21 protein-coding genes and 4 pseudogenes are annotated in these 25581 nt (G+C 45.2%); 23 read left to right on the forward strand and 2 right to left on the reverse strand.

Going from position 1 to position 25581, the window contains the following annotated elements; genetic code table 11:
• The first annotated feature begins 105 nt into the window (after positions 1–105).
• From atzF to BDD26_RS02950, 17 genes are all read left to right on the forward strand, one after another.
• The gene (atzF, locus tag BDD26_RS02875) at positions 106–1923 is read left to right on the forward strand and encodes an allophanate hydrolase (protein WP_115825488.1); all 1818 of its coding nucleotides are present in this window, start codon (positions 106–108) and stop codon (positions 1921–1923) included.
• Positions 1916–5572 carry an urea carboxylase gene (uca, locus tag BDD26_RS02880; protein ID WP_115825489.1) on the forward strand — a complete coding sequence of 1219 codons (3657 nt, stop codon included), beginning with the start codon at positions 1916–1918 and terminating at the stop codon, positions 5570–5572. The genes atzF and uca overlap by 8 nt, the downstream gene beginning before the upstream one ends.
• Before the next feature lie 107 nt (positions 5573–5679).
• The gene (locus BDD26_RS02885; RefSeq protein WP_038266798.1) at positions 5680–5949 is read left to right on the forward strand and encodes an Ogr/Delta-like zinc finger protein; all 270 of its coding nucleotides are present in this window, start codon (positions 5680–5682) and stop codon (positions 5947–5949) included.
• Between the two features lie 420 nt (positions 5950–6369).
• Positions 6370–6867 carry a phage tail protein gene (locus BDD26_RS02890; RefSeq protein ID WP_244922632.1) on the forward strand — a complete coding sequence of 166 codons (498 nt, stop codon included), beginning with the start codon at positions 6370–6372 and terminating at the stop codon, positions 6865–6867.
• Between the two features lie 85 nt (positions 6868–6952).
• A complete protein-coding gene (locus BDD26_RS02895) occupies positions 6953–8068 on the forward strand; it encodes a DUF2586 domain-containing protein (RefSeq protein ID WP_176551363.1) in 1116 nt (371 codons plus the stop codon).
• On the forward strand, positions 8069–8524 hold the full coding sequence (locus BDD26_RS02900; protein ID WP_038266791.1) for a DUF2597 family protein: 456 nt from the start codon (positions 8069–8071) through the stop codon (positions 8522–8524). It begins immediately after the preceding gene.
• Positions 8525–8653: 129 nt separating this feature from the next.
• The gene (locus tag BDD26_RS02905) at positions 8654–8923 is read left to right on the forward strand and encodes a putative phage tail assembly chaperone (RefSeq protein ID WP_115825490.1); all 270 of its coding nucleotides are present in this window, start codon (positions 8654–8656) and stop codon (positions 8921–8923) included.
• 50 nt (positions 8924–8973) lie between these two features.
• Positions 8974–9114, forward strand: coding sequence for a DUF6890 family protein (locus BDD26_RS19430; protein WP_169923060.1), 141 nt, complete (start codon positions 8974–8976; stop codon positions 9112–9114).
• A complete protein-coding gene (locus BDD26_RS02910) occupies positions 9111–11162 on the forward strand; it encodes a phage tail tape measure protein (RefSeq protein ID WP_115825491.1) in 2052 nt (683 codons plus the stop codon). Before BDD26_RS19430 ends, BDD26_RS02910 begins: the two co-directional genes overlap by 4 nt.
• Positions 11155–11490: a DUF2590 family protein gene (locus BDD26_RS02915; protein ID WP_038261656.1), complete on the forward strand. Its 336-nt coding sequence runs from the start codon at positions 11155–11157 to the stop codon at positions 11488–11490. The genes BDD26_RS02910 and BDD26_RS02915 overlap by 8 nt, the downstream gene beginning before the upstream one ends.
• The gene (locus BDD26_RS02920; RefSeq protein ID WP_115825492.1) at positions 11480–12664 is read left to right on the forward strand and encodes a baseplate J/gp47 family protein; all 1185 of its coding nucleotides are present in this window, start codon (positions 11480–11482) and stop codon (positions 12662–12664) included. The genes BDD26_RS02915 and BDD26_RS02920 overlap by 11 nt, the downstream gene beginning before the upstream one ends.
• Positions 12657–13313, forward strand: a complete 657-nt coding sequence (locus BDD26_RS02925; RefSeq protein ID WP_115825493.1) for a phage tail protein — start codon at positions 12657–12659, stop codon at positions 13311–13313. The genes BDD26_RS02920 and BDD26_RS02925 overlap by 8 nt, the downstream gene beginning before the upstream one ends.
• Positions 13314–13322: 9 nt before the next feature.
• Positions 13323–15065: a phage tail-collar fiber domain-containing protein gene (locus BDD26_RS19435; protein ID WP_170140361.1), complete on the forward strand. Its 1743-nt coding sequence runs from the start codon at positions 13323–13325 to the stop codon at positions 15063–15065.
• Positions 15066–15079: 14 nt separating this feature from the next.
• Positions 15080–15526, forward strand: coding sequence for a tail fiber assembly protein (locus tag BDD26_RS02935; RefSeq protein WP_170140362.1), 447 nt, complete (start codon positions 15080–15082; stop codon positions 15524–15526).
• Positions 15526–16254, forward strand: coding sequence for a hypothetical protein (locus BDD26_RS02940; RefSeq protein WP_115825495.1), 729 nt, complete (start codon positions 15526–15528; stop codon positions 16252–16254). Before BDD26_RS02935 ends, BDD26_RS02940 begins: the two co-directional genes overlap by 1 nt.
• The gene (locus tag BDD26_RS02945) at positions 16226–16762 is read left to right on the forward strand and encodes a baseplate complex protein (RefSeq protein ID WP_115825496.1); all 537 of its coding nucleotides are present in this window, start codon (positions 16226–16228) and stop codon (positions 16760–16762) included. Before BDD26_RS02940 ends, BDD26_RS02945 begins: the two co-directional genes overlap by 29 nt.
• Complete coding sequence (locus BDD26_RS02950; protein ID WP_115825497.1) at positions 16762–18399, forward strand: type VI secretion system Vgr family protein; 1638 nt, start codon at positions 16762–16764, stop codon at positions 18397–18399. The genes BDD26_RS02945 and BDD26_RS02950 overlap by 1 nt, the downstream gene beginning before the upstream one ends.
• A 306-nt stretch (positions 18400–18705) precedes the next feature.
• Here the strand turns inward: BDD26_RS02950 and BDD26_RS02955 are convergent, their stop codons facing one another.
• On the reverse strand, positions 18706–19599 hold the full coding sequence (locus BDD26_RS02955; protein WP_038261639.1) for a YopJ family acetyltransferase: 894 nt from the start codon (positions 19597–19599) through the stop codon (positions 18706–18708).
• Positions 19600–20311: 712 nt separating this feature from the next.
• Here BDD26_RS02955 and BDD26_RS19880 point away from each other — a divergent pair.
• The 6 genes and pseudogenes from BDD26_RS19880 to BDD26_RS02990 form a co-directional block, all read left to right on the forward strand.
• Positions 20312–20512 (forward strand): annotated as a pseudogene (locus BDD26_RS19880) (phage major capsid protein); the annotation flags it as partial.
• A gap of 75 nt (positions 20513–20587) precedes the next feature.
• Positions 20588–21607, forward strand: a pseudogene (locus tag BDD26_RS02970) (IS3 family transposase).
• Between the two features lie 225 nt (positions 21608–21832).
• Positions 21833–22007: pseudogene (locus BDD26_RS02975) on the forward strand (type II toxin-antitoxin system HicA family toxin).
• Between the two features lie 54 nt (positions 22008–22061).
• Positions 22062–22478 carry a type II toxin-antitoxin system HicB family antitoxin gene (locus tag BDD26_RS02980; RefSeq protein ID WP_038261628.1) on the forward strand — a complete coding sequence of 139 codons (417 nt, stop codon included), beginning with the start codon at positions 22062–22064 and terminating at the stop codon, positions 22476–22478.
• Between the two features lie 456 nt (positions 22479–22934).
• Positions 22935–24344 carry an integrase family protein gene (locus tag BDD26_RS02985; RefSeq protein ID WP_115825499.1) on the forward strand — a complete coding sequence of 470 codons (1410 nt, stop codon included), beginning with the start codon at positions 22935–22937 and terminating at the stop codon, positions 24342–24344.
• Positions 24345–24518: 174 nt separating this feature from the next.
• Positions 24519–24739, forward strand: a pseudogene (locus tag BDD26_RS02990) (helix-turn-helix domain-containing protein).
• Between the two features lie 339 nt (positions 24740–25078).
• Here BDD26_RS02990 and BDD26_RS02995 read toward each other — a convergent pair.
• Positions 25079–25261, reverse strand: coding sequence for a YlcI/YnfO family protein (locus BDD26_RS02995; protein WP_115825500.1), 183 nt, complete (start codon positions 25259–25261; stop codon positions 25079–25081).
• Positions 25262–25581: the final 320 nt, after the last annotated feature.

The raw sequence follows: 25581 nt of genomic DNA on the forward strand, positions 1-25581 counted from the left end.
TTGCTAACACACTTGTTTAAGCTAATAGTTTGAATATTAGTACATATATTATTTGGCATGCGTATTGCTGTGAAACTCCAATCATACTAATTGGAGTTTCACAGCATGGCACCAATGACAGGTTATACCTTAAAAGATTGGCAGGACCGGATACGACAAAATGCAACATCCATTTCTGCATTATTGCAACAGCATCTGGATTCTTTTTTGCCGGATGATAATGCCTGGATCTATCTTGCGACTCCGGCGCAATTACAAATTCAGATTGACCAACTTCTGCCTGCTTATCAGCGTAATCCTGACGCATTTCCTTTGTTTGGCATTCCGTTTGCTGTTAAGGACAACATTGATGTTGCTGACTGGCCGACCACTGCTGCTTGCCCGGCCTTTGAATATATCGCTGCTGATGACGCTACTGTGGTTGCCAGATTAAAAGCGGCAGGAGCAATCGTTGTCGGAAAAACAAATCTGGATCAGTTTGCTACCGGATTAGTCGGAACCCGTTCGCCTTTTGGTGCAGTAAAAAACAGTTTCAATGCAAGTTATGTCAGCGGAGGTTCCAGCTCTGGCTCTGCATCTGTAGTCGCCAGAGGATTGGTGCCATTTGCACTTGGAACAGATACCGCAGGTTCTGGGCGGGTGCCCGCGGGTTTCAATAATATTGTTGGCTTAAAACCGACCAAAGGCTGGCTTTCTGGAAAAGGCGTTGTACCTGCCTGTCGGCTCAACGATACCTTGTCTGTTTTTGCTCTGGCCGTGGAAGATGCTTTCAATATCGCCTGTCTTGCTGGTGGATTTGACAAAAATGATGTTTATTCCCGCATCAACCCGGCTTCTGCCCCTGCAACATTACCGGATAATCCCCTCTTTGCCATCCCTGAGAATCCTACATTTTGTAATGACTCCATTGCCGAAGCTGCATGGCTGGATGCTTTGGACGAGCTGCAAGCCATCGGCGTCACACTGCATCCCATTGACTTCTCAGCGTTCAAACAACTGGCCGAACAACTCTATCAGGGAGCATGGGTTGCTGAACGCACGGCTGTAGTTGGAGAAATGCTAAATTTCCCGGAAAAAATGGATCCAGTGGTACACCAAATTATAGCCAGTGGTGGGAATTACAGTGCTGCCGAAGCATTTAAGGCGGAATATCTGCGGGCAGAATTGGCACGGGAGATCCAACAGACGCTGACTAAGTTTGATGCTCTTGTCGTTCCGACCACACCAACAATCAGAACCATTGAAGAAATTAAACAGGAACCGATTCGCTATAACTCAGAATTTGGCACTTATACCAATTTTACCAATCTGGCAGATCTCTCCGCACTCGCTTTACCTGCACCTTTCCGGGCTGATGGGCTGCCAGCGGGTATTACCTTACTCGCGCCTGCCTGGCATGATCGTGCGCTTGCATCATTCGGGCTCCGTTGGCAACAGCACCTTGCATTACCTCTTGGGGCATTACCTCTTGAAGCAACAGGAAAAACATTTGCTGGAGATAGAGCAGAATTATCGCGGTCAGAGCAGCATATTCGTGTAGCAGTGGTTGGTGCCCATCTTCGGGGCATGCCACTGAATTACCAATTAACTGATCGTAAGGCCGTATTTGTTGAAACCACTCAGACAACCAGTTGTTATCGGCTTTATGCGCTCGCCAATACCCAACCCGCTAAACCCGGATTAGTGCGTAATGCTGAAGGTGCTGCGATAAGTATTGAGCTTTGGGATATCCCATTGGCCTATTTTGGTGCATTTGTTGCTGAAGTTCCTCCTCCACTTGGTATCGGTTCACTGGAGTTAGCCGATGGCCGATGGGTAAAAGGTTTTATCTGTGAACCGACAGCACTGAATGGTGCAACTGATATCACTGAATTTGGTGGCTGGCGTAATTGGATCATCAGTCAGGAGGTGGCAGATGTTTAAGACTGTATTGATCGCTAACCGTGGTGAAATTGCCTGCCGTGCGATCCGCACTCTGAAACGCCTTGGTATTGTTAGTGTGGCGGTGTATTCAGATGCAGATAAAAATTCACAACATGTCAAAGCGGCAGATATTGCATTGCCGCTAAATGGGGGAAAAGCCTGTGAGAGTTACTTGTGCATCGATAAAATTATTAATGCCGCGCGGCAGAGTCGTGCAGAAGCTATCTGGCCGGGGTATGGTTTTTTGTCTGAAAGTGTGCTGTTTGCAGAAGCGTGTGAAAAAGCAGGTATCGTCTTTGTTGGCCCGACATCGCAGCAAATTGGTGAATTTGGTCTGAAACATCGGGCCCGTGAATTGGCCGCAGAAGCGGGTGTACCGATGACACCGGGAACGGGGCTGCTTAACTCACTGAATGAAGCACTCAGTGCGGCTGAGGTTATCGGATATCCCGTCATGCTGAAAAGTACAGCCGGTGGTGGAGGCATCGGCCTTAGCCACTGTGATGATGCCAATGAACTGCGTCAGGCATGGGAGAGTGTACGTCATTTGGGGGAGCAGTTTTTCAGTGATGCTGGTGTATTTCTGGAACGATGTATCAGACAGGCTCGTCATATTGAAGTACAGATATTTGGTGATGGCAAAGGCAATGTAGTGGCACTGGGAGAGCGTGATTGTTCTTTGCAGCGTCGCAATCAAAAAGTTGTAGAGGAAGCGCCTGCTCCTAACCTGTCAGAACAGATCCGCACTAAGCTACTGGCTTCCGCAGTACAACTGGGCAAGTCAGTCAATTATCGCAGTGCAGGTACGGTAGAGTACATTTACGATGTTGAACAGGATGAGTTCTATTTCCTTGAAGTCAATACCCGTCTGCAAGTTGAACATCCTGTAACTGAATGTGTAACCGGGCTCGATTTAGTGGAATGTATGTTACGGGTTGCTGCTGATCTGCCAGTTAATTGGCAGTATCTAAAACGTGCACCAGTCGGCACCGCGATTGAAGTTCGCCTGTATGCAGAAAATCCGTTGAAGAATTTTCAGCCCAGTCCGGGCGTACTGACGGAAGTTAAATTTCCTGATGATGTACATATTGAAGGTGTACGTATTGATAGTGGTGTGAGTACGGGCAGTGAAGTTTCTGCATTTTACGATCCGATGATTGCCAAAATGATCGTTTATGGAGAAAACCGCGATAAGGCACTGAACAAACTGCGAGAGGCATTAGATTGTTGCCAATTGCACGGTATTACAACCAATCTGGAATATCTGCGTCAGATTACAGCCAGCGAACCATTCCAAAAAGGGCAGGTCTGGACTCGGATGCTCGACAACTTCGAGCCACACGCAAATATTATTGAGGTATTGCAGCCGGGAACCTGGAGCAGTATTCAGGATTATCCCGGTCGACTGGGGTATTGGGATATAGGTGTACCACCATCCGGCCCGATGGATGACTTTGCTTTCCGGCTGGCTAACCGTATTGTCGGTAATCATGAATCTGCCGCCGGGTTGGAGATTACGTTAGCGGGGCCAACGTTACAGTTTCATTGCGACACGTTAATTGCACTGACCGGGGCAGACTGTCCGGCTCTGTTAGACGGGAAAGCCGTGCTTTATTGGCAGCCACTGCATGTCAAAACCGGACAAGTTCTGGCGTTTGGTCGCACACAATCTGGCTGCCGGACATACCTTGCTGTCAGAAATGGTTTTGATGTGCCTTGCTACCTCGCAAGTCGCTCCACCTTTGCGCTTGGACAATTTGGCGGGCATGCTGGCCGTACCTTAAAAATTGCCGATATGCTTCCGATCTCACAACCGTCATTACCTGCCTGTACAACACCAGCACCTGTAAGTACCCCACAGGCACTTGACCCCGCGTTAATCCCTGTCTATGGCGAAAAATGGCACATCGGGGTACTTCATGGGCCGCATAGCGCACCAGATTTTTTTGCACAGAACTACATGGATGAGTTTTTTTCCAGTGAATGGCAGGTACATTACAACTCGAATCGTTTAGGTGTGCGCTTGATGGGTCCGAAGCCTGTCTGGGGTCGTCACGATGGCGGTGAAGCGGGTTTGCATCCTTCAAATATCCATGATTGCGAATATGCCATAGGTTCCATCAATTTTACCGGGGACTTCCCTGTGATCCTCACCCGTGACGGGCCTAGCCTTGGCGGCTTTGTTTGTCCGGTAACCATAGCTAAAGCTGAACTGTGGAAAGTCGGGCAGGTAAGACCGGGGGATCGCATCCGGTTCTACTCCATTACTATTGAGGAAGCTGCCGCTCTGGAAGAACAGCAAAATCGTGCCATTACTACGCTGAAATCAGTCCCGTTACCTAATCAAACAGCAGTATCAGACACACCGCTATCAGTATCTGAAGAGGAAAGGTGTGGCGCTGTACTGGCAGCAATTGCAGCCACTGATTCTGCGCCAGCCGTTGTTTACCGTCAGGCGGGTGACAGCTATATTTTGATTGAATATGGCGAGAATGTTCTGGATCTGGCATTACGTCTGCGAGTCCACCTGCTGATGGATAAACTACATGATTTAGCAGAGGCGGGGATCAAAGAGATTGCTCCGGGTGTACGCTCCCTGCAAGTCCGTTATGACAATCAGCAAATTGATCAACAGAGACTTGTGGCTTTATTACTGTCTTTAGAAGAGCAACTGGGTGATGTCAGTGCGATGAAAGTACCATCACGCATTATACATTTGCCGATGGCATTTGAAGACAGTGCAACACTTGGGGCTGTAAGTCGTTATCAGGATACTGTGCGTACCCGTGCGCCTTGGTTACCTAATAACGTTGATTTTATTCAGCGCATTAATGGACTGCCGGATCGAGAAACCGTGCGCCATATTATATTCGATGCCAGTTACCTGATCCTTGGTCTGGGAGATGTATACCTGGGGGCACCGTGTGCGGTTCCAATCGATCCCAGACATCGCTTGTTAAGTTCGAAATACAATCCGGCACGAACCTTTACCGCAGAAGGAACCGTGGGTATTGGTGGTATGTACATGTGTATATATGGCATGGATTCCCCTGGTGGTTATCAGCTGGTGGGACGAACTTTGCCTATTTGGAACAAATTTCTGAAGAACGAACAGTTTGCTAAAGATAAACCGTGGTTGCTGCGTTTTTTCGATCAAATACGTTTTTATCCCGTCAGTGAGCAAGAGTTGGGGCAGTTGCGCGAAGATTTTCGAGAAGGACGTACTGCTATCCGTATTGAAGAAACTCAGTTTGACTTTGCTGAACACCTGCGATTTTTGCAAGAAAATGCCGAAGATATTGCCCGTTTCAAGCAACGACAGACAGTGGCTTTCGAAACAGAAATAAAACATTGGCAACAGGAGGGGGAAAGCTCTGTTCTGAACATTGAAAAACAACCTAAGGAGGTTGATATCAATGAAAGTGGAGTACAAGTCAGTGCGGATATGAATGGAAATATCTGGAAAATATTAGTCAAGCCAGGTGATGAAGTGACAAAAAGACAGCCGCTGATCATTGTAGAAGCTATGAAGATGGAGCTGGTTATTTATGCACCACAATCTGGGCGTATCAAGCGCATCAGTTGCCAGCCGGGGCATCAGGTCAGCCCCGGTGATGCATTGCTGTGGCTGGAATTGGAGAGCATCTAATGTATCAGTGATATCACATACCCCTATTAAATAAGAATACACACATTCGGGGTAAAATTACGCAACAAGTTAAAATCTCTGAAAATAAATTCATTGGAAATAATAAGATGCGTGTATTAAAGATTATTTGCCCTGAATGTGGTGCCAAGGCTGCCATCAGTAAGACCAATCGAAAGCACCCTGAAATTGCCGATCTTTACTGTATGTGTTCTGACATTGAATGTGGTTATCGATTCGTCATGAATCTGACTTTTTCGCATACCTTAAGCCCTAGCGCTAAAACTGGCGATAAATTGTTGCAGACTGTGATCAATAACCTCAATCCACAACAACGCCAGGCAGCATTAGATTTGTTGAAAGTCAGCTCTGTTACTTGATATAAAATCACATTTTATCGAACCACACCCATGGGGTGAATTCAGTCACCCCTATCACTTCAGTCAAATATCCTCAATTTCTTCATACTTACATCTCATCTCTATTTTGTTTGGCTGTTTAATCATCAATAACTGTTTTATCGGACAATCACGCTATGGGGAATCAGGCCATCAATAAAGAAGCACCTTAAATTGCAGATTATTTCGATTTGAATCGGCTATTGAGTCATATCCGAATTTATCAGAACTAAACCCTTCGCAGCATTTTAATAGATCCGCAATAATACATTTGATTCAAACGGAAGGGATTATGTGTGAGAGCGCATCGGCGAAGGATTGCCACCCGCTTATGAGCTAAAGTGGCTTTTTACCCGTAGTTTTTTACCCGTAAAGAAGGCAAGGATTGAAACTGAAAGCGATATGTATGAAATGAATAAGTTACAGCAATTAACCACATTTTTACGGGAAAACCTACCAGAATTCATGTGTAAAACGGAATTTACCTGTGAAACGGGAGAAATCCGCTTTATTCAGGCTCAACGGGATTTAGGGTTGGGACAATACCAGATGTTTATCCAGAAATATAAAGCAGTGATTAAGTGGGAGAGTTTTCCACACAGGGAATATGATCCCCGATATATCTCACTGTTAATCAACGCCTGGCTGACAGAGCAAAATGATGAATTGAGGGATCGTAATCAGGGACAGGAATACCCAACTATGACTGTCAAAGTGAATGAAGAAACTGCTGTTATCGTGGTGTCGTTATCACTGTCAGAGCCTGTGATTATGCGTGAGGATAAAAACGGTATTGTCCCCTTTGATGGTAAGCGCTGGCTGCTGGCAACCCCTGAAATCTGGTTTGCTGAAAATGATGTTATTCATATTGTGGATGAGTCAGGAACGCCAGTTGGGTAAATCTGATAATGATTAATGGGTTGATTCAAGGAATTGCAAAACACATCTGCAACCTTGAACAAGGAAAACATAAATAAAGGAATAAATTATGTGGCCACATGTGCAGGTTAACCAAGTTAACCAACTGCAAGGCGAAACCAAGGAAATAGAGCGCGTATTGCTCTTTGTTGGGACGGGAAAAACCAACACAGGCAAAACGATCTCTGTAAATACTCAGACGGATTTTGATTCTGTATTGGGAACAACAGATACCGCTCTGAAACGTAATGTACTGGCGGCGATGGCAAACGCAGGACAAAACTGGTCTGGGTATGTCCATGTTTTGCCGGAATCGGCAGATGAACTGGCCTTTGTTGAGGTGGTGACAGCAGCACAGCGTGTTGCCAGTGTAGAAGGATATGTGCTGACAGTCGGTGCGACTAAAGCCATTATCAAGGCTGCGCAGACTTTGCGGGCAAATACCATTGCTAAGTTTGGGCGTTGGCAGTGGGCTATTTTGGCTGTTGAAGGAACACAGCCGAAAGAAACCTGGTCGGATTATGTTACTCGTCTGTCTGATCTGCAAAAAGGAGAAGCCGTTTCATCGATCCAATTAGTGCCGTCTCTGTGGGGCAATGAAGCGGGGGTATTAGCGGGCCGTTTGTGTAATCGTGCCGTCACGGTGGCAGACAGCCCGGCACGAGTCCAGACAGGGCCATTGATGGATCTGGGAACAACAGATTTTCCGCTTGATGGGGCAGGGAAGCCGATTGATTTAGCAACACTACAAGCATTGGAAAAATTACGTTTCAGTGTGCCAATGTGGTATCCCGATTACGATGGTATGTATTGGTCAGATGGCCGCACATTGGATGTGGAAGGCGGAGATTACCAGAGTATCGAAAATCTGCGTGTTGTGGATAAGGTCGCGCGCCGTATTCGTTTGCAGGCTATCGCTAAAATTGCTGATCGCAGCCTGAACAGTACACCGGGCAGCATCGCAACGCATCAGGCGTATTTTGCCCGTACTTTACGTGAAATGTCTCGTAGTACAGAAATTAACGGTGTGACATTTCCGGGGGAAGTGAAATCACCTCAGGATGGTGACATTGTTATCACATGGCGCAATAAAAACACGGTAGAAATTTATATCACTATTCGCACTTACGAATGCCCGAAAGGGATCACGGCGAGTTTGTTGCTGGATTTGGGAGGGAATTAAATGAGCCAGCGTATTTCCGGCCAGTCGGTCGATTTTAATATGGATGGGGATCTGGTTCATGCGGAAAAGGTCAGTCTGTCCGTTACTGATAATACAGCCGCCGCCCAAACACAGGGCGTACCGGATGGTTATATCTCCGGTGATGTAACAGCAGAAGGGGAAATTGAGCTCAGCACTAAGTATTTGGATATCGTTACAGCCAAAGCACGTGCTGCGGGTTCGTGGCGGGGTATTCAGCCTGTTGATCTGATGTGGTACGCCAAAGCAGGTAATGAGGAAATGAAAGTTGAAGCTTACGGTTGCAAACTGATCGTGAGTGATATTCTGGATGTTGACCCTAAAGGCGGCAGTGTGATGACACATAAAATTAAATTTGTTGTCACATCACCTGATTTTGTCCGTATTAATGGTATTCCCTATCTGGAAGCAGAATTGACCCGTAATCTGATAGGCTAAAAATAAATATTCATGGAAGGACATGAAAAGATCTTTATTACATTCGTGTAATAGGGCTAATCATGACATCAGGGACGATGTTTATCAAAAAATTAATTGTGTTAATGGATAAAATAAAGGAATTAAATCATGACCAAAGAAAATAAAATTATTACTTTACTGGTTGGCGGAAATGAAATTAAATTTGAGCCAAATATTGTCGCTTACAATAACATGATTAATGATATGACAATGGACAATAAAATTGTGCCGATTGTTACTTATTTGCGTCGTATTGTTCAGTCTGCTTCTAAACCTGCTCTTGATGAACTGTTACAAATTCCGGGTGCAGCAATGCAGTTGGTTGAAAAAATCAATTCTGAATATGCACCTAAACTGGAAATTGAAATAAAAAACTAAATGCACGGGTTAAGGCTATCGACAATAGCTTATTCGAGCAAGCCTTAACTTTGCGTCGTCATTATTTACCAAATGAAAATGATGATACGGAAAATTTAGCCCGTGCAATTTGGTTAGATAATCGATATTGGGAATATACGCGTATTGCAACTGCAAATGGAATTGCATTGGCATTAAAAGGTGAGCCATGAGTCAGCTTGATTTTATATTAAATTTAATCAATAGGGTTACAGAACCACTTGATCGTATAAAAAATGCAGTCTCTGGCGTTGCTGAAGAATCACAAAAGGCATTTGGCAAAATTTCGGCGGGTGGGAAAACAATAGCTGACTCGTTCTGGTCAACGCATAGCTTCCTTGAGCCAGCCATTCAAATGGAGGATGCCCTGCAATCAGCCTCATTACAGGGAATTGATAGCAGCGTTATGGCAAAAATCGCCAAAGATTCTGTGACATTTAGCTCACAATATGGCAAATCAGCCATTGAGTTTGTGAAATCAGCGACGGAAATTAACAGGGCCATACCGGGACTGGAGCAAACGGAATTGCCCCAGATGACCAAAATTGCCAATATCACCGCCGTTGCTCTGAAAACCAGCTCAACGGATGCGGCGAACTATATGGGGAAAATGTTTGACCTGTTCTCAGATCATGCTGAGTCTGTGGGGCATCTTCAGTTTGCTGAAGAACTATCAGGCAAAGCTGTCTTTATGGCGCAGACATTTGGCACCAGTATGCCCGAAGTGACACAGCTGCTGGAAAATACCCGTAAAGCAGGGACAGATTTTGGTGTGGGGATAGATGAACAGTTGGCTGTATTGGGGCAGTTACAGGGTACGTTGGGAGGCGATGCCAGCCGCGCTTATGAGGCGTTTTTATCGGTTGCAACGGGTGGCGCGAAAAGTCTGGGACTGAGTTTTGTTAATGCTTCCGGCCAGATGCTTTCCATGCCGGAAATGCTGGAAAAACTACAGGCCAAATATGGCACAAGCATTGAAGGTAATCTGAAAGCTCAGGCTGAGATTGAAGCAGCATTTGGCGACTCTGCTGTGGTGGTCAAAGCACTTTTCAACGATGTTGATGTGTTAAACAAGAACATGGCTGCGCTAGGTGCAAATGATGGAATGGAGCGTACCCGTGAAATGGCGGCGCAGATGGCAGATCCGTGGCAGCGGTTACAGGCAATCTGGGAGAATCTTCATATTCTAATTGGTTCAGCATTGTTGCCGGTTATAAAACCTTTGGTTAATTGGCTCGCGGATACCAGTCAGATATTAGTTCGTTGGATGAAATTGTTCCCCAATATCGCTCGTTGGGTTGGATATATCACGCTTGCGATTATGAACTTTGCCGTTGTGGGGGCAGTAGCTAATATCGTGATGGGAGTTTCTAAATTTATCCTGATTGGCCTGAGAGGGATCATGGCAGGTTTTACCATGATCACGAAATTGGGCACTGTGGCAGTATGGCTTTATAACGCGGCTATCATAGCATTTAGTGTCGCTCTGAGAATATTACAGGGTACATTGCTGGTTATCCGTGGGGCAGCTATTTTGGCAGGGATGGCATTTAATTTTATGAGTTGGCCAGTATTATTGATTATCGCTGCTATCGCGTTGCTAGCTTATGGCATTTATAAGCTGATTCAGAATTGGGATGAAATCAAAGCAGCGATTATGGATACAGAGGCATTTAGTATATTGGTGTTTGTTGTGAAGTCGGTTGGAAATGCTTTTGGAGCATTCTTCGATTGGGTTATTGATGGCTGGAATAATCTGTGTAATTTATTCAGTAATTTTTCACTGTCCGATATGTTTTCTGGCCTTGGAGACATATTAAGTTTTATTCCCGGTTTCGAAATTGGATCTATTGGAGCCAAAGTAATTGGGGAAATGGTTAATGATCCAATGGAAAAAACAACGGCTTCCAATATGGGAGTAGGGAAAAATACTCAAAAGTTGATAACTCAGCCCAATAATATGTTGCAGGGACAATCCCAAACTATATCTCAGCAAATTATGCCTCAGACTGTGCAATCAGTTAATCCGTTGGAAAGTGAAGGCGTATTAACAGGCGGAAAAAAACTGGGCATTAATAGAAATGGCATGATGAGTGAAGTAGCGAATAATTCACAGACTATTAATGATAACAGCCGCCGCATTGAAAGTGTGACATTCAATGTTTCCAATGGCATGACGCCGGATCAATTTACGGAATGGGAACAAGTGGCCTATGGATGAGCTTAAATATGTTGATTTATTAATTAATGAGCGTGATTTCACGCTCAATTCAGGGAATGAACCGCATTTCTGTAATAACCGGGTCTCTATTGGACAGGATTGTGTTCACGCAATTATTGAAAGTGGTCTGGCAACAAATTTAATTGCTGAACGCAGTCCGACATTACGTGCAGATATTCAGACTCAGATGGTGATCCTAATCGAAAATGATGAGCGGATTATTCCGGGCACCGTCAGCATCAATGAAGAATTACCGACCAAATTATGGATCACGGCGGAAACCTACGATTTTGGCCGTATTAATGTGAGTGTGGGAAATGGACACTAAACCAACGATGGATTATGAAAAGGTACTGCGTGACAGCGGGATGCCGACCACGGAAACCGAAATCAGCCAGGCATTTGCGCAGGTTGTGGATGAAGCCGGGCTGGTGACCAACACCTCGCGCATGTCCCCGTTCTGGCGGCTGATTAGCACGATTGTCACGCGCCCGGTACTGTGGCTGAAAGAAGCATTAATCAACGTCACGCTGAAAAACATGTATCTGGCGACGGCATCGGGCACATGGCTGGATATGTTCGCGTGGGGCGTCAACCTGAAACGTAAACCTGCTTCTGCCGCACAGGGGGTGCTCCGGTTTTATAAAGCGGCGGGCGCATCGGCTGTCACCGTGCCCGCAGGAACGGTTATCCAGACCGAGCGCATTAATGGTGAAATCTATCGTGTCAGCACCACGGAAAGTGTGGTCATCGCGGAGGGTGTCAGCAGTGCGTTGTTGCCTGTAACTGCCGAGGCCGCAGGCGGCGCATTTAACCTTGCGCCCGGTTATTTTCGGCTGTTGCCTGTGGCGGTGTCCGGCATTGAGCGGGTACAAAATGAAGAAGGCTGGCTGTTAACGCCCGGCGCGGATGCGGAATCCGACGATGAATTACGCGACCGTTGCCGCAACCAGTATAACTTGGTTGGCAATTATCATACTGACGCTGTTTACCGGGGTATGATTGCCGCCGTGGCAGGATTAAGCATTGACCGTATTTTCTTTCTGCATGATGCACCCCGTGGGGCAGGCACCGCCAATGCGTATCTGTTGCTGGATTCGGGCGTAATCAGCCAGCCGTTTATTGACGCGGTGAACGATTACATCACTAATCAGGGGCATCACGGGCACGGGGATGATATGCAGTGCCTGCCAATGCCGGAAACGCAGCACGCATTGACCGTCACACTGTTTGTGGAAAATCTGGCGAATTACAGCCCGGAACAAATCACCCGCCTGAAAACCGATGTGGGGAACCTTGTTCGCTGCGCCTTTCGGGAAAACACCGATTATCCGGTGAAGAAAACATGGCCCTATTCGCGTTTTTCTTTTTCAAATCTGGGGCGGGAAATTCACCGTGAGTTCAGTGAGGTGGGATCACTGACCTTTTCACTGGGCGATATTCTCAGTGAACTGAGTGTGCCGCGTCTGCAAGCGCTCATCGTGGAGGTGAAAAATGGCTGAGTTCAGGGAACGTCTTGCCCGGCTGGCGTTGCCGTCATGGATGAACAAGGGCGAGCCTGCCAAATTACTGCACGCCGCGCGGGCATTCTGGTCACAGGTTTATGACTGGCTGACATGGCCACTGGCCCAACTGGATGCGGAAACCTGTACTGAGGCGCTGTTGTCAGTACTGGCCTGTCAGCGGGATATCCAGCGCTTTAACGGCGAACCGTTGCCGCTGTTTCGCAAGCGGGTGAAGTACGCCTTTATCAACGCCAGAGACGCAGGCAGCATCGCGGGATTTATTGCCATCTTTGAACGGCTGGGGGTGGGTTATGTGGAAATGCTGGAGCGCCAGCCCGACATTGACTGGGATGTGATTATCCTGCGCCTCAGCGACGGACAGATAGCCGCTAACCCGGATTTGCTGATGAATATCATCCGGCAATATGGCCGCACCTGCCGCCGCTATCGGTTTGAAGTGATCGCTAAAAATCAGTTACTGATGCGTGTGGGGAGCGTGGGCGCAGACTATTGCTGTTATCACGCGGCGATGCCAATCCAGCCGTTATTGTTAAGGGTCGGTCATATCGCGGGCGTTGCCGTCTGTGACAATGCCAGCCTCAAGGAAAATACCGCACCGAATGTCACTTACGGTGCTTCATTATAAGGAAATAGTATGTCTTCAGTGATTACTGTCGATTTTGAAAAATGGAAGGCCCAGCAGGTTGCTGCCGGAAATGCAGTGGTGCTGGATGAATTTGTCTTTGCCAATGTGCCGGATTTAGATCTGTCTCAGGCGATTAGCCGCAGTGAGCCACTGCCCGCAGCGCAATATATTGTCCATCGTCAGGCGGTGAATAAAACGGGGCTGGCCAGTGAGAACGCCGTGGCTTACAGCGTCACACTGGGCACGGAAGTGGGCAACTTTGATTTTAACTGGATTGGCCTGATAAATAAGACTTCCGGTGTGATTGGCATGATCACCCATGCGCCAACCCAGAAGAAAATCAAAACTGCCAATGGGTTGCAGGGCAACGTCTTAACCCGCTCGTTCTTGCTGGAATTTGCTGGCGCGGCTGTAGAGACCGCCATCACGACGACCGCGGAAACATGGCAGATTGATTTTACCGCACGTTTATCGGGCATGGATGAAATGCAGCGCCTGATAAATACCGACAGCTACGGTGAAGCAGCGTTTTTTGACGATGGTTTTGCCGTGGTGCGTCAGGGTGAAAAGTATCTGGTGAAAAAAGGGCTGGCTTATGTCGGAGGGTTGCGTGGGGTACTGGAGTTTGACCAGACCTTGAATTCTATGCGCAATACCCGTGTGTATGCCGATTTTAGCTATCAGGGCAATCTGGTGAGCCAGTGGAAAACCGTAGTGAAAATTACTGTTTCCAATGAGCTGAAAAATTATGTGGATGCGACAGGATATCCGCATTATGTGTTTGCGGTTGCGAGTATTGATGATAACGGGAATGTGATTGATTTGCGTCCTAAAGGTGCATTGAGTGATCGTGATATTGCTGACTTGCAAAAAACATTGGGCAAAGTTCAGCAAGACTATGCGACGAAATCAGAATTATCCAACGGCCTGAATGAGAAACAACACAAAGGCGATTATGCGACGAATCCGGCACTACAGGCTGTTAACGACAATGCAAATAATCGGTTGGCGATGCACCTGAATGGGGCAGACATTCCTGACAGGAATGCGTTTGTTAACAATCTTGGCTTATCTGACACTGTCGAGCGTGCACAAAATTCATTGGATAAGCGCACGGGAGGTAACATTAACGGTGCTATCAGTGCCCCGCAGGTGTTTTCAGAGTCTCTTTTTAGTCTGGGATATGGTGAACGCAATGGGATGCGTTCAGGGGCTGTTGATGATGCCAGTTTCGAAGGTAATAACCTTGAAATTCTATCTTGGTTTGGTATTGGCTTTAAAGCGTCGATTGATCAAAAAACGCGTATTTTTCTCAATACTCGTAGTGGTCTTATTGCAACGAAAGGAGACATTCGTGCAGAGAAGATGCTCTATGCCGGTGACGCGGTGTTAACGCCGTGGGGGGATATTTCAGGCAGTACGTGGGGAGGGTTTCTTAGTCACTGGATTGATAAGCATTATGCCAAAAAAAGTTCAGGAGTATTAGGTGATAATGGTTGGTTAAAAGACGAATCAACAGGGCTGATTATGCAGTGGGGGATAGAGTCTAGCAGTAACCGGAATTTTAATTTTCCACGTGCGTTTGACGAGAAATGTTTCGCGGTATTTGTCACCAACACTTCATCGCAAGGATGGCGTATAGATAATGCGTTCGGTTACCCAATCAGCCAGGCGGAATTTTTTGCAGCGACAAAAAATGACGAAGGTAAGGTAGGTAGCTTTTCAATTGCATGGTGGGCGATAGGGAAATAATGATGAGTTACAAGATGAAAGATAATAAAACGAAGTCAGCCAGCAGCGATTATTTTTATAGCGCCTCAATAAACGGTTTTTTCTATAGGCCTCCTGAATCACGAGGGGCTGGCGCTTATCCTGATGATTTGAAACCTGTCAGTGATGCGCTATACCGGGAGATATTTGCAGGACAGAAAAACGGTAAATTAATTGTGGCTGGCGTTGATGGTTTACCGATATTGAAGGAGATACCGCCGCCAACGCCTGAGGAATTGCAAGAAAAGGCCGAGTTCGAAAAACGGCGATTGTTAAAGAAAGCGGCAGAGAATATTGGCATATGTCAGGATGCACTTGATTTGGGCATTGCGACAGAGAAGGAGGAGTCCACATTAGCTAAATGGCGGCTTTACCGGGTGTTACTCAATCGGGTGGATTGTTCAACATCACCTGATATTGACTGGCCGGAGAAACCCGAATAATGCACTGGCAGTGTAAAATCCTGCAATTATCCCCGAATTTGTCGGGGATATCCGCCGCCATCGTGCCCGTACACCCGTTTCTCTACGGGGTCGGGCAGCAGGCCGACAGCGGCAGTTACTTAAGCCCGACGAACGCCATTCATTACCTGTCAAATAAACTCACGGGCGCAGGTAATCTGAATGCCCTTGTGTTGATGGTTTGTGCCAAAACCCACGATGAATTTATGCAGCATCTCACGCAATTTTCATCGGTGTTGCCATTGCCGGTCTTTTCGCAGGTCACACGCATGGCAAAAACCGCGGGCAGTCTGGCTACCACCAAAATGCAATTGCCGGGCAAACAGGGCGGCGGGCTGCCACAGCCGCAGCCCCTATCAACGGCAACCAGCCGTTTAGCGGCCAATGCCCGGTTGATTGCACAGGCCAAAGCACAGGCCAGCGCAGACAGCAGTTTGGCGGGGTTAAAATCCCAGTTAACAGGTTTTACCGCCGCCAGACAAAACGCCTTGCAGCAGGTCAGTGATGCCCTGAATGGAGCTCTGGGCAAAACGGCCAGCGTCTGGGTATTTACCGGAAAAGGCAATGGCACACTATTGGCGGAGAAAATGCGCAAAAATATCCCGGAGCCGGACGCCGTTTATACGCTGGCAACGTTGTTTGTCGGGAATGACCTCAGTTCATTAGAAAGGATGCTAAACCATGAGCCAGATTATCACCCTCGCCCTTGATGGCGAGGCCATTCCGTTAAAAAGCCTGACCGTCACGCCGTCCGTGATGTTTCAGGATCAAGATCAAAGCGGGCAGTCATCCAGTACCGCTGTCGCCGAACAGGGCATCAAGCCGAAAGAGCTGCGTATCACGGGGATTATCCCCTTTACCGAACAGAAAACCCTGTCGCGCTTGTTTGCGCTGGCAGAAGCGAAAGAGAACGGCAACCTGAAACGCTACCGGGTGGCTAATCTGACCGCGCAGGCCATTAACTTCCGTATTGGCACATTTACGGGCACGATTGATGCCAGCAAGGTGGACGGTAAGCAGGCATGGCAGGTCACTTTTACCTTGCGGGAGCACTTGTCTGTAGCGGAGAAACGTGATTCTCGCGCAGCCAGTAATATTCAGGTTAAGAAACAAACAAAACAGGGCGGAGGTGTAATCAAGGAAGAACCAGAAGAATTAAGCTGGTTTGAACGTTATGTATTGAAGCCGATTAATGATTGGATAGGACCAGCCAAATAATGACACCGATTAGCCGACTTTATCTCTCCGGCGATGAAATTCATTTGGTTGACGCCAATATCATGCTGGAGTTGTCATCTTGTGGCCGTGGTTTTATCACGGCTGAAACAACCACCGATTACACTGGAAAACTTGTCCGTCTGGATGTGGGTTACCCGGATTTAGTGCTACGTTGGTTTACGGGTTATGTGGAACGTTCGCAACCCGCACAGAATGGTTATCAACGCTTATTTGTGCGTGAACTGGTAGGCGTGTTTGATCATCAGTGGCCTTGTTCGTTTCAGCATCCGACTTTGCGGCAGATTACGGACTGGTTGCAGGAACACAGCGGGCTAACTTTCACCCTACCGGATGCGCCTTATACAGATAAACCTATTCCACACTACACTCACAATGGTACGGGTTACCAATTGCTGGCGAATCTGGGACTGGTCTTTGCTATTGAAGACTATATCTGGCATCAGTTACCGGATGGTTCGGTTTATCTGGGTAGTTGGGTGCATTCGATGTTTGCCGGAAAGTCTGTCGAGATCCCCAATGAATTCAGCCAGAATCAGTCGGCGGGTAATACCATGACCATTCCGATGATCCAATCCCTGCGACCGGGTTTTGTAGTTAATCAGCAACGGCTGAGTAAGGTCAATCTGAATAATGAAAATATGACCATCACATGGTTACCCAAAGGCCGGCAGGAAAGCAAAACTCCCGCCCAGCGCCAGATTGATGCCGCCTACCCGGAATTATCAGCCGGGCTGCATTTACCGAAATTTGCCCGTATTGAGGCGCACACCGAAAGTACGGCCAGCGGCGATATCTCCGACCCGTTCCGCCCGCGCTATGCGGTTGATGTGCAATTGCTGGATAATAACGGCAAGGATGCCGCCGCCCCGGTTTATCGTGCTGTGCCGCTGCCTTTGCCGATGGCAGGCGGTGAATCGGGTATGTTTCAATATCCGCCCCTCGGCACGATAGTTGAAATTGCTTTCGAAGGAGGCCGACCAGATAAGCCGTTTATTCGCCAGACCTTAAGTCAGGGCAACACGCTGCCCGATATCAAGCCCGGTGAACAGTTGCAGCAGCAGAGGGCGGAAGTCTCACAGCGCGTGACGCAGGAAGGAAGCTGGATACGTCAGACCGACCAGACTATTAATGAATCGTCCATGCACCGTGAAGTCAGGGCCGACACAGAAACCCGCACCGTGGTAGCACGGGAAACCACGGTCCAGGCCACCGATAAAACAACGGTGTTAGGCACATCGACCCTACTGGCGGGTGCGATTCAGCAAGTGGCTGATGGTGATTACAGTCTGGCGGCCTCCTCAAATTACCTCGCCTGTGTGGGAAAAGATGCCAATATCGACGTGGGGCAAAAGCTGATAGAAAAAATCGGCCTGCTTCGCCAAAGCATCGCCGGAGTTAAGCAAGAGATAGTTGCGCCCGTGGTTTGGGTCGGCAGCCAGCAAATCAATGTTATGACACTGATGTTAGACACGCTGGATGTGGTCAAGGAACTGGCTGAACTGACCGCTGCCCATACCCATCACAATACCGGCACCCCGGAGAACGCTAGTGCAATACGCAACACGGCGCATAAATCTGATGGGCTGAAACAGAAGTATTCGCCGGTGATTGGCTAAAATGGTGTTATTCTTTTTTATAGAGATTCCAATCGTTTTTATTCTTAACTGAAAACCACCTCCTGTGGAGGTGGTCAGCAACAAGTTTTGGCTCTGCCTTATTGGTTTTTAGGTTTTACAGTAGCAGAAGTGGCAGGGACTTGTTTTTAGGGATTTTAGTACGCCCCTCTGGGGTGAAATTGGCTTTATTGGATATAAGTCCCGCTTGAAATTTGGACTTGTGACAGCCAAAAACAATTTCTATCTCGAAGGGCGACTCGAAAGATGAAAGGTTATAATGTTACTGATATAATTTAATGTTTTTATTCATGACTCATCGAGCCAACGCAGCGCAGTCTCAGCAAGACTAAGCCTTTTTTCTTCAATAGAGTTACTGTAGGTACGTTCCTTTTCGTTAATCGTACGGGTCACTTCATGGCGCTTATATCTGTCTATCAATGTCTCTCTTCCTCCTGGCTGTTTATTTGCTTTCATATCCTTATTTATTTCAACAGAATGACTTTTGAAGTAATCATTATAAGTATTCATTAGGCTCATTGACTGTGCATGTTTAAAAAAATCAATAGGTAATAATTTTATTGCTTGATCGAAAAATACAACCCGAGCCGTCTTTAATGAATCATCACCCAGTTCTGGAGCATAAGGTGCATGATTTTCTCTAATAAATTCTACTTTATCATTAAAAATATCTTGATGAAGCTTTACAAAGTGATCACTATATTTATGCATCTTTTTCAAAAAATGAAGTGAAAAAAGTAAGCAATCCGCATCACTATTTTGTATTTGGTTATAAATATAAAGAGTTTTTATGTTAGAAACATCCTTAAGTCTGAAATTTAATATGAAAAAAATAAACTGATTTTTTCCGCGGCTTGAATCAACAAAAATGATAGAAATATTATCATTCATATCTTTAAAAACATTAGCTGCGGCAAAATGCACCCCACCATTATCAGAGTTAATCACAAACCTCTTGTGTTCATTACTCTTTAAATTGTTTAATTCATTTATAGAGTTAGCAAACTCACGTGCAGTTATAATAGTAGGGTGAGCATTCATATCAGAATATTTTGCATTTAAATTCTTTAGTATTATTTTACAGTTTAACATATCCATCCGCATATCACTGAATTGAATGTTATTTTGTTTATTTGATTGGATTTTAGCTATATATCGGTTTAATGAGTCTTTATCAGGCATTTTTAATACTCCAATGGTTATCTGAAAAAATCATAATTAGTTGATTTAGATTCTTAAAAAGATATCCCAAAAACCATCTCTCGTTCTGCTTTTTCGGGAATTTGCCTTTATCCTGAGTAACACAGGTAATTATGATAGTGTTACCCTTGTCAAAAATTACATTTATTGTATTTTACCCAACTTCGCGCTCAAAGAAAGTACTTAGTGATTTTTCAAGGGGCATTGATAGAAAATAAAATCTCTTATCTGAGGAAATATAATCATTATTCAGGAAACTTACGCTTTTCATCTAATTCACTGGGTTCGTTTAATTTTTTCACTTCCTGTATTGTGGTATTTTTTATTACTGAATAAGAGAAATAAATCACGATCAATTTGAACAGATTCCCCTGCATATATAGATACAACGTAACCAATTGAATTTAAATTATAATCACTCTTAATTAGCTGTATTTCCACACCCTCTCGTAATATGTCGTTTTTGTCGGCATGATTCATCTGGTCAGAATGTTTTTTTGCGCTTGCTCTGCCAATTCTTCAGTTTCAAAGATGCCGAGAATAAAAAAAGCTTTGATAACCGGATATATTTAAAATTAAAAAATAATAATTAACGCTGTTCATTGTAAATTCACCTTAATACTGTTTATTTAAACGGATTAGCATAACCAGTAATAATTCTAAATGGAATTCCTTTCGAAAAACGTTCACTCACCCGAAAATGGAAGAAGTCAGCATCAGGCTGTTTCCTATCTACGCTTATCCCAAGACAATCCAAGAAATTATCGATTTTAGCGATGTAGATATCTTGGGCTGACTGACCTCTGAGATTGCAGACACCTTTGTCGATACCGAAGAAACGGATCTCGTCAGCGGTGACGGCAGTAAAAAAGCCAAAGATTTTCAGTCTTATCCCTGCGATACCTGTTGTGCTTTAATAAATTCGGACACTTTGGTAAAGGAATAGCATGACGTTAACTAAGGTGTCTTTATGAAACGAAAATCACCCCAAAAATTTACCGATGACTTTAAAAAAGAAGCCGTTAATTTGGTTGTTGAACAGCACCATACGGTCCCACAGGCGGCTGAAGCGTTAGGTATTCCAACAAAACTCCTGTATACGTGGCGGAAACAGGCTGTTGAGCAAGCTAAACCCAACGCGTTAACGCCAGATGAACGACAGGAGTTATTGCAGCTGCGTAAAGAAAACAAGCAACTGAAAATGGAGAAGGAGATCTTAAAAAAGGCGAGCGCCTTCTTTGCGAGAGAACGGCTGTAAGGTGTTGGTTCAGCAACGACGCTCTTTAAAGCAAGCCGGGAAAGCCTGGGGTATCGGATGTTGGCGAAAAAATTACGCAAAGAAGGCTTCACTATCAGTGACTATCGGACCCGGAATTTAATGAAGCAGCTTGGATTATCCGTCAGACAGCGTAAACGCTATCGGGCACCGCGCAAAGGTAAAGCCCTGTCAACGGCCTGTAACCTGCTCAACCGGAATTTTAATCCGCTTGCGCCGAATGAAGTGTGGGCCGGAGATATTACGTATTTGAAAACGCCTGAAGGTTGGCTCTATCTGGCGATAGTGATGGATTTATATTCTCGCCGGATAGTGGGCTGGCAGATGTCGACGGAGATAGACACGACACTGGTTAGTCAAGCCTTGACGAAAGCATATTACTTACGGCAACCGTCAAAAGGCGGCGTGTTTCACAGTGACAGAGGGAGCCAATATATGAGCCAGCAATACTGGGATCTACTCAGCCGCTACGATATGAGAGCAAGTCAGGGGGATGTGGGTGCCTGCTGGGATAATGCTGTTGTTGAGCGTTTCTTTGGCAGCTTAAAACATGATTGGCTCTTCAAAAACTCGCATGAAAATCCGGCAGAGATGAAACAAGATGTCCTGGATTATCTGCATTATTACAATTTAACTCGATTACACACGGCCAATAATTATTTAACACCCGTGGAATATGAAATAGCCTTCGAGAAAGTGTCCGATTTTTCTTGAGCAGAACACACCCCGGAGAACGCCAGTGCAATACGCAACACGGCACATAAATCTGATGGGCTGAAACAGAAATATTCGCCGGTGATTGGCTAAATTAAGACTTGATTTATTGACCTTGCTTCGGCGGGGTTTATTTTTATCTGGCCTGATGAGAGTAAACAAAAAAGTTGACCGTGTAAGCATAAATGTTTACTACAATATCATGTTCAACAGAAAGGAGGAGTGGTGAAGCAAAGCGAGTTTAGACGGTGGTTAGAAGCTCAAGGCGTCGAAGTTTCAAACGGTACAAACCATCTGAAACTGAAATATAAGGGGGAGACGAAGCATTATGCCGAGACACCCCAGCCAAGAGATAAAAGAACCACTGAGAAAAGCAATTCTTAAGCAATTAGGATTGTGATAAAAACCAGCCTCGTAAGGGGCTGGTTCTCGCCATAGGTCACCATTAGACACGATGCGATATCCAGTAACACTAGAGCCAGTGGAAGAAGGTGGTTATTTCGTCTCGTTCCCGGATATCCCCGAAGCCTTGACTCAAGGGGATACACGGGAGGAAGCGCTAGAGATGGCACTTGATGCGCTAATAACGTCTTTTGAATTTTACTTCGAAGATAACGAGAAAATCCCGCTTCCCAGTCCGATAGGACAAGATGATGATTATGTCGATGTGCCCTTAAGCATAGCCTCTAAGGTGCTTATGCTTAATGCGTTTATTGATTCTAAATTAACGCAAACTGAACTCGCCAGCCGTATGGGTGTGAAGAAACAGGAAGTCACGCGCATCTTTGATTTACGGCATTCAACTAAGATAGATACAGTTGGTAAGGCCGCAGCGGTTATCGGGCATCAGTTAACTTTGTCAATGCAATAAAGTATCACCCTCACTTGAAAGGCTGCGCGAAAAACGTGGCCTTTTTCATATCCCATAGAACGTAATCAGACGCACATAGCACGATTTTAAACCTCGTAGCGGTGAATTTGGATCACGTCTCTGCGTTGCGCTTGCATTGCACTATCCCCACGAAATAAACGTAAACCTGAGGTAAAACGCACTACTCCGCACCCGCCTGCACGTTTTGGATCAAAAAATTATTTCAGTTTTAAAATCCTACAAGGCAAATACTTCCTATCTATTTATACTTATTGTTAATTTTCAATAAATTATAAAATTTACAACTACTGTATAAATAACCAGAAATAACCTAGAATACTTGCCTACGGTATCCTATAGGTATCCTAGAGCCTGAAAACGACTCACAGGATACCCTAATCGCTTGATAACAATAGAAAAGTGAAATACTCACTTTTTAGTATAGAGAGGGGAGATGTGGAAACTTTCAAATTTACGAAAGCTAAACTAGAGAGCTTACCACCCGCAGAGCGTGGGCAAATTGAATATGGGGATACATTAGTAAATGGACTACGTATTCGTATCGGTACGAGCGGAGTTAAGAGCTTTTGTATTTCCAGAAAGAGGAACGGAAAGTTTATCCGCGCTACATTAGGTCGGTTTCCTGATCTTTCCATTGATAACGCAAGGGCAAAGGGGCTTGAGGTTCTTGGTGAGGTAGCGACCACAGGCCAGAACCCAAACATAACTAAGCGTATCCATGAAAAAGCAACCGTGACGTTATCGGATGCCTTAGACACCTATATCTCTAACAGAGGGCACAGATTAAAGCTCGCTACTGCTAATCAGTACCGTTCCATATTAAAGAATTTTTCCGGTGATTGGATGATACAGCCGCTTGCATCAATAACGAGGGAACGTGTCGAACTCAGGCATAAAGCGATTACTGATGGTACTGTTTGGTTTGGGGCTGATAAAGCAACATTACGCGCAGGTGTGGGTAGTGGCAGTAAAGCACAGGCCGATTTATGGGCTAGGTCATTAAGGGCTATTTATCGTTTTGCGCATGACTATTACCGAGATGAAGAAGAAAGGGTTTTACTTCCTGATCCACCTACCGCAGTGTTGAGCACAACGCGTAAATGGCATGGCACAGTAAGAAAAACGGAGCGTATTCGAACACATGAACTTGTACGCTGGTTAGGTGCGGTAGCTGCTGTTCGGGAGAAAGCCGAAAATGAAAGGGATGATGTCGCAGTTGCTGCATGTGATGCGGTTGAAATGGCTATGTTTACTGGATTACGTAAGTCAGAGATTTTTAACCTTACTTGGGATCGTGTGAATATGGGAGGCCGTTATTTCTGGATAGAAACAACCAAAAACGGCGATCCACTCGAACTTCCCATTACAGATACCTTAAGGAACTTGTTTCGTCGACGTTTAGTAATGAAGCAAGGAGAACAGGATTTCGTTTTCCCAGGTTTGAGAGGTGTTATCAAAGAATGTCGCCATATTATTGAGCGCATCAGTACCGCTACTGTTCCTGAACCAAATTTGGATATGCTCCAGCCGATACCCTTCAAATGGCACGATGCCCGTCGCACATTCGGTACAATCGCTGAATTAGTGGGAGTCGGTAACTATATTCTGAAACGCCTGATGAATCACAGAACATTGCGCAGTGCCGATGTTACTCAGGGGTATTTACATTTTGGTGCTGATGAATTGCAGGAGCCAGCTAAAAGAATAGAACAAGCCATACTGGAACATGCAGGCTTGGTAGAAAATACAAAGGCATTAGATCAAAGAATTATTTCTATGCTGTCTGGAATGAAAGATGAGGATAAGAGAAGAATTCTTTTTCAATTATCAGAGCAGGAAGACTAAAAAACGGATTATGAAAGATGAAATTTAATACAACTTGATATTTGGTTTGTGTATCAATGCATAACTTTGTTATGACTGATTTTTATCCTTTCTGTATACGGTTTTATACAAGGTGATTTACTATTTTTGATGGTCATTTATAAATAATATATCACTACTGATAATCAATAATACATGGTGGTAAAAGTGAGCATACATCCTTCCGCAACAATCTTAGAAAAATTTACCAGAGCAGAAGCAGCAATTTATCTTGGTGTTACCTCACAAACGCTTGCTAATTGGGCATGTACAGGAAAAGAAAAAATTCCATATCATAAATAGGCCGTAAAGTTATTTATTTAAAATCAGATCTTGATGGCTATTTGGCATCTGCTCGCCGCGTACAGACAGCTTAAAAAATAATGTCTTTTCTATCCGCAAGGCTTTGGAACAAGATCTTTGTGAATGGTTATTGAATAATTTTATTTATTAGGTATGTGTCTATTAATAATAGAAAATATCAATAACCTATTTTCCTGAAAATAGTTGTTACTAAAGAAAATCATGAAAAATAAAAAAACGGATAATAGCCGTTGCGGATATCCCTATGCCAGAAATCGGAAAAGCAATATTTTAATTATCGGTATAACAGTTCACTTGACCCAAAAAGAAAGGGATAGCATGAATAATGCTACCCTTAATCAGCTATCTTCAATAGTGGGAGTAGAACACAGGGATTATTATCGATTAGTTGGTTATTGCTCAGATGATGCTTTGGCTCTGCGTTGGCGGCGTTTGATTTCACCTTGTAGAGCGGTGACAATAAACTGTGCTGTGCTTTCACCTTCTTCTTTCAATACTTCTATAGCTTCGACAACCTCATGTGGTGCTCTAGCTTGTATCTTTTGTGATTTTTTATTTATGTGGTCTCTTGTCATATATGGGTTCTCATGTCTTATATGGAATCCAGTTGGTGCTTATACTGGCATCCAGTTGAATGTTGTAGCATTCAAAATAACAAAGCCCAACAGTGTTGTAGCACTAGTTGGGCTTCTAACCACAACATTATCGGAGCTAATGCTATGGCTGGCACACAGTCTAACCAAACTCGCCCTAAATTTACATGCCTAATTCATCCCCAGCGCCTTATCATCATTCTGGCGGGTATCTCCTTCCTGAGATCCGTTTCCCGTCAGGAGGTGCGCTGTGGGTAAAAAAACTCTTTCATTAAAACAGCAGAGTATCGCACGCAGCTAGC

Source organism: Xenorhabdus cabanillasii (genome assembly GCF_003386665.1).
Lineage (GTDB): Bacteria > Pseudomonadota > Gammaproteobacteria > Enterobacterales > Enterobacteriaceae > Xenorhabdus > Xenorhabdus cabanillasii.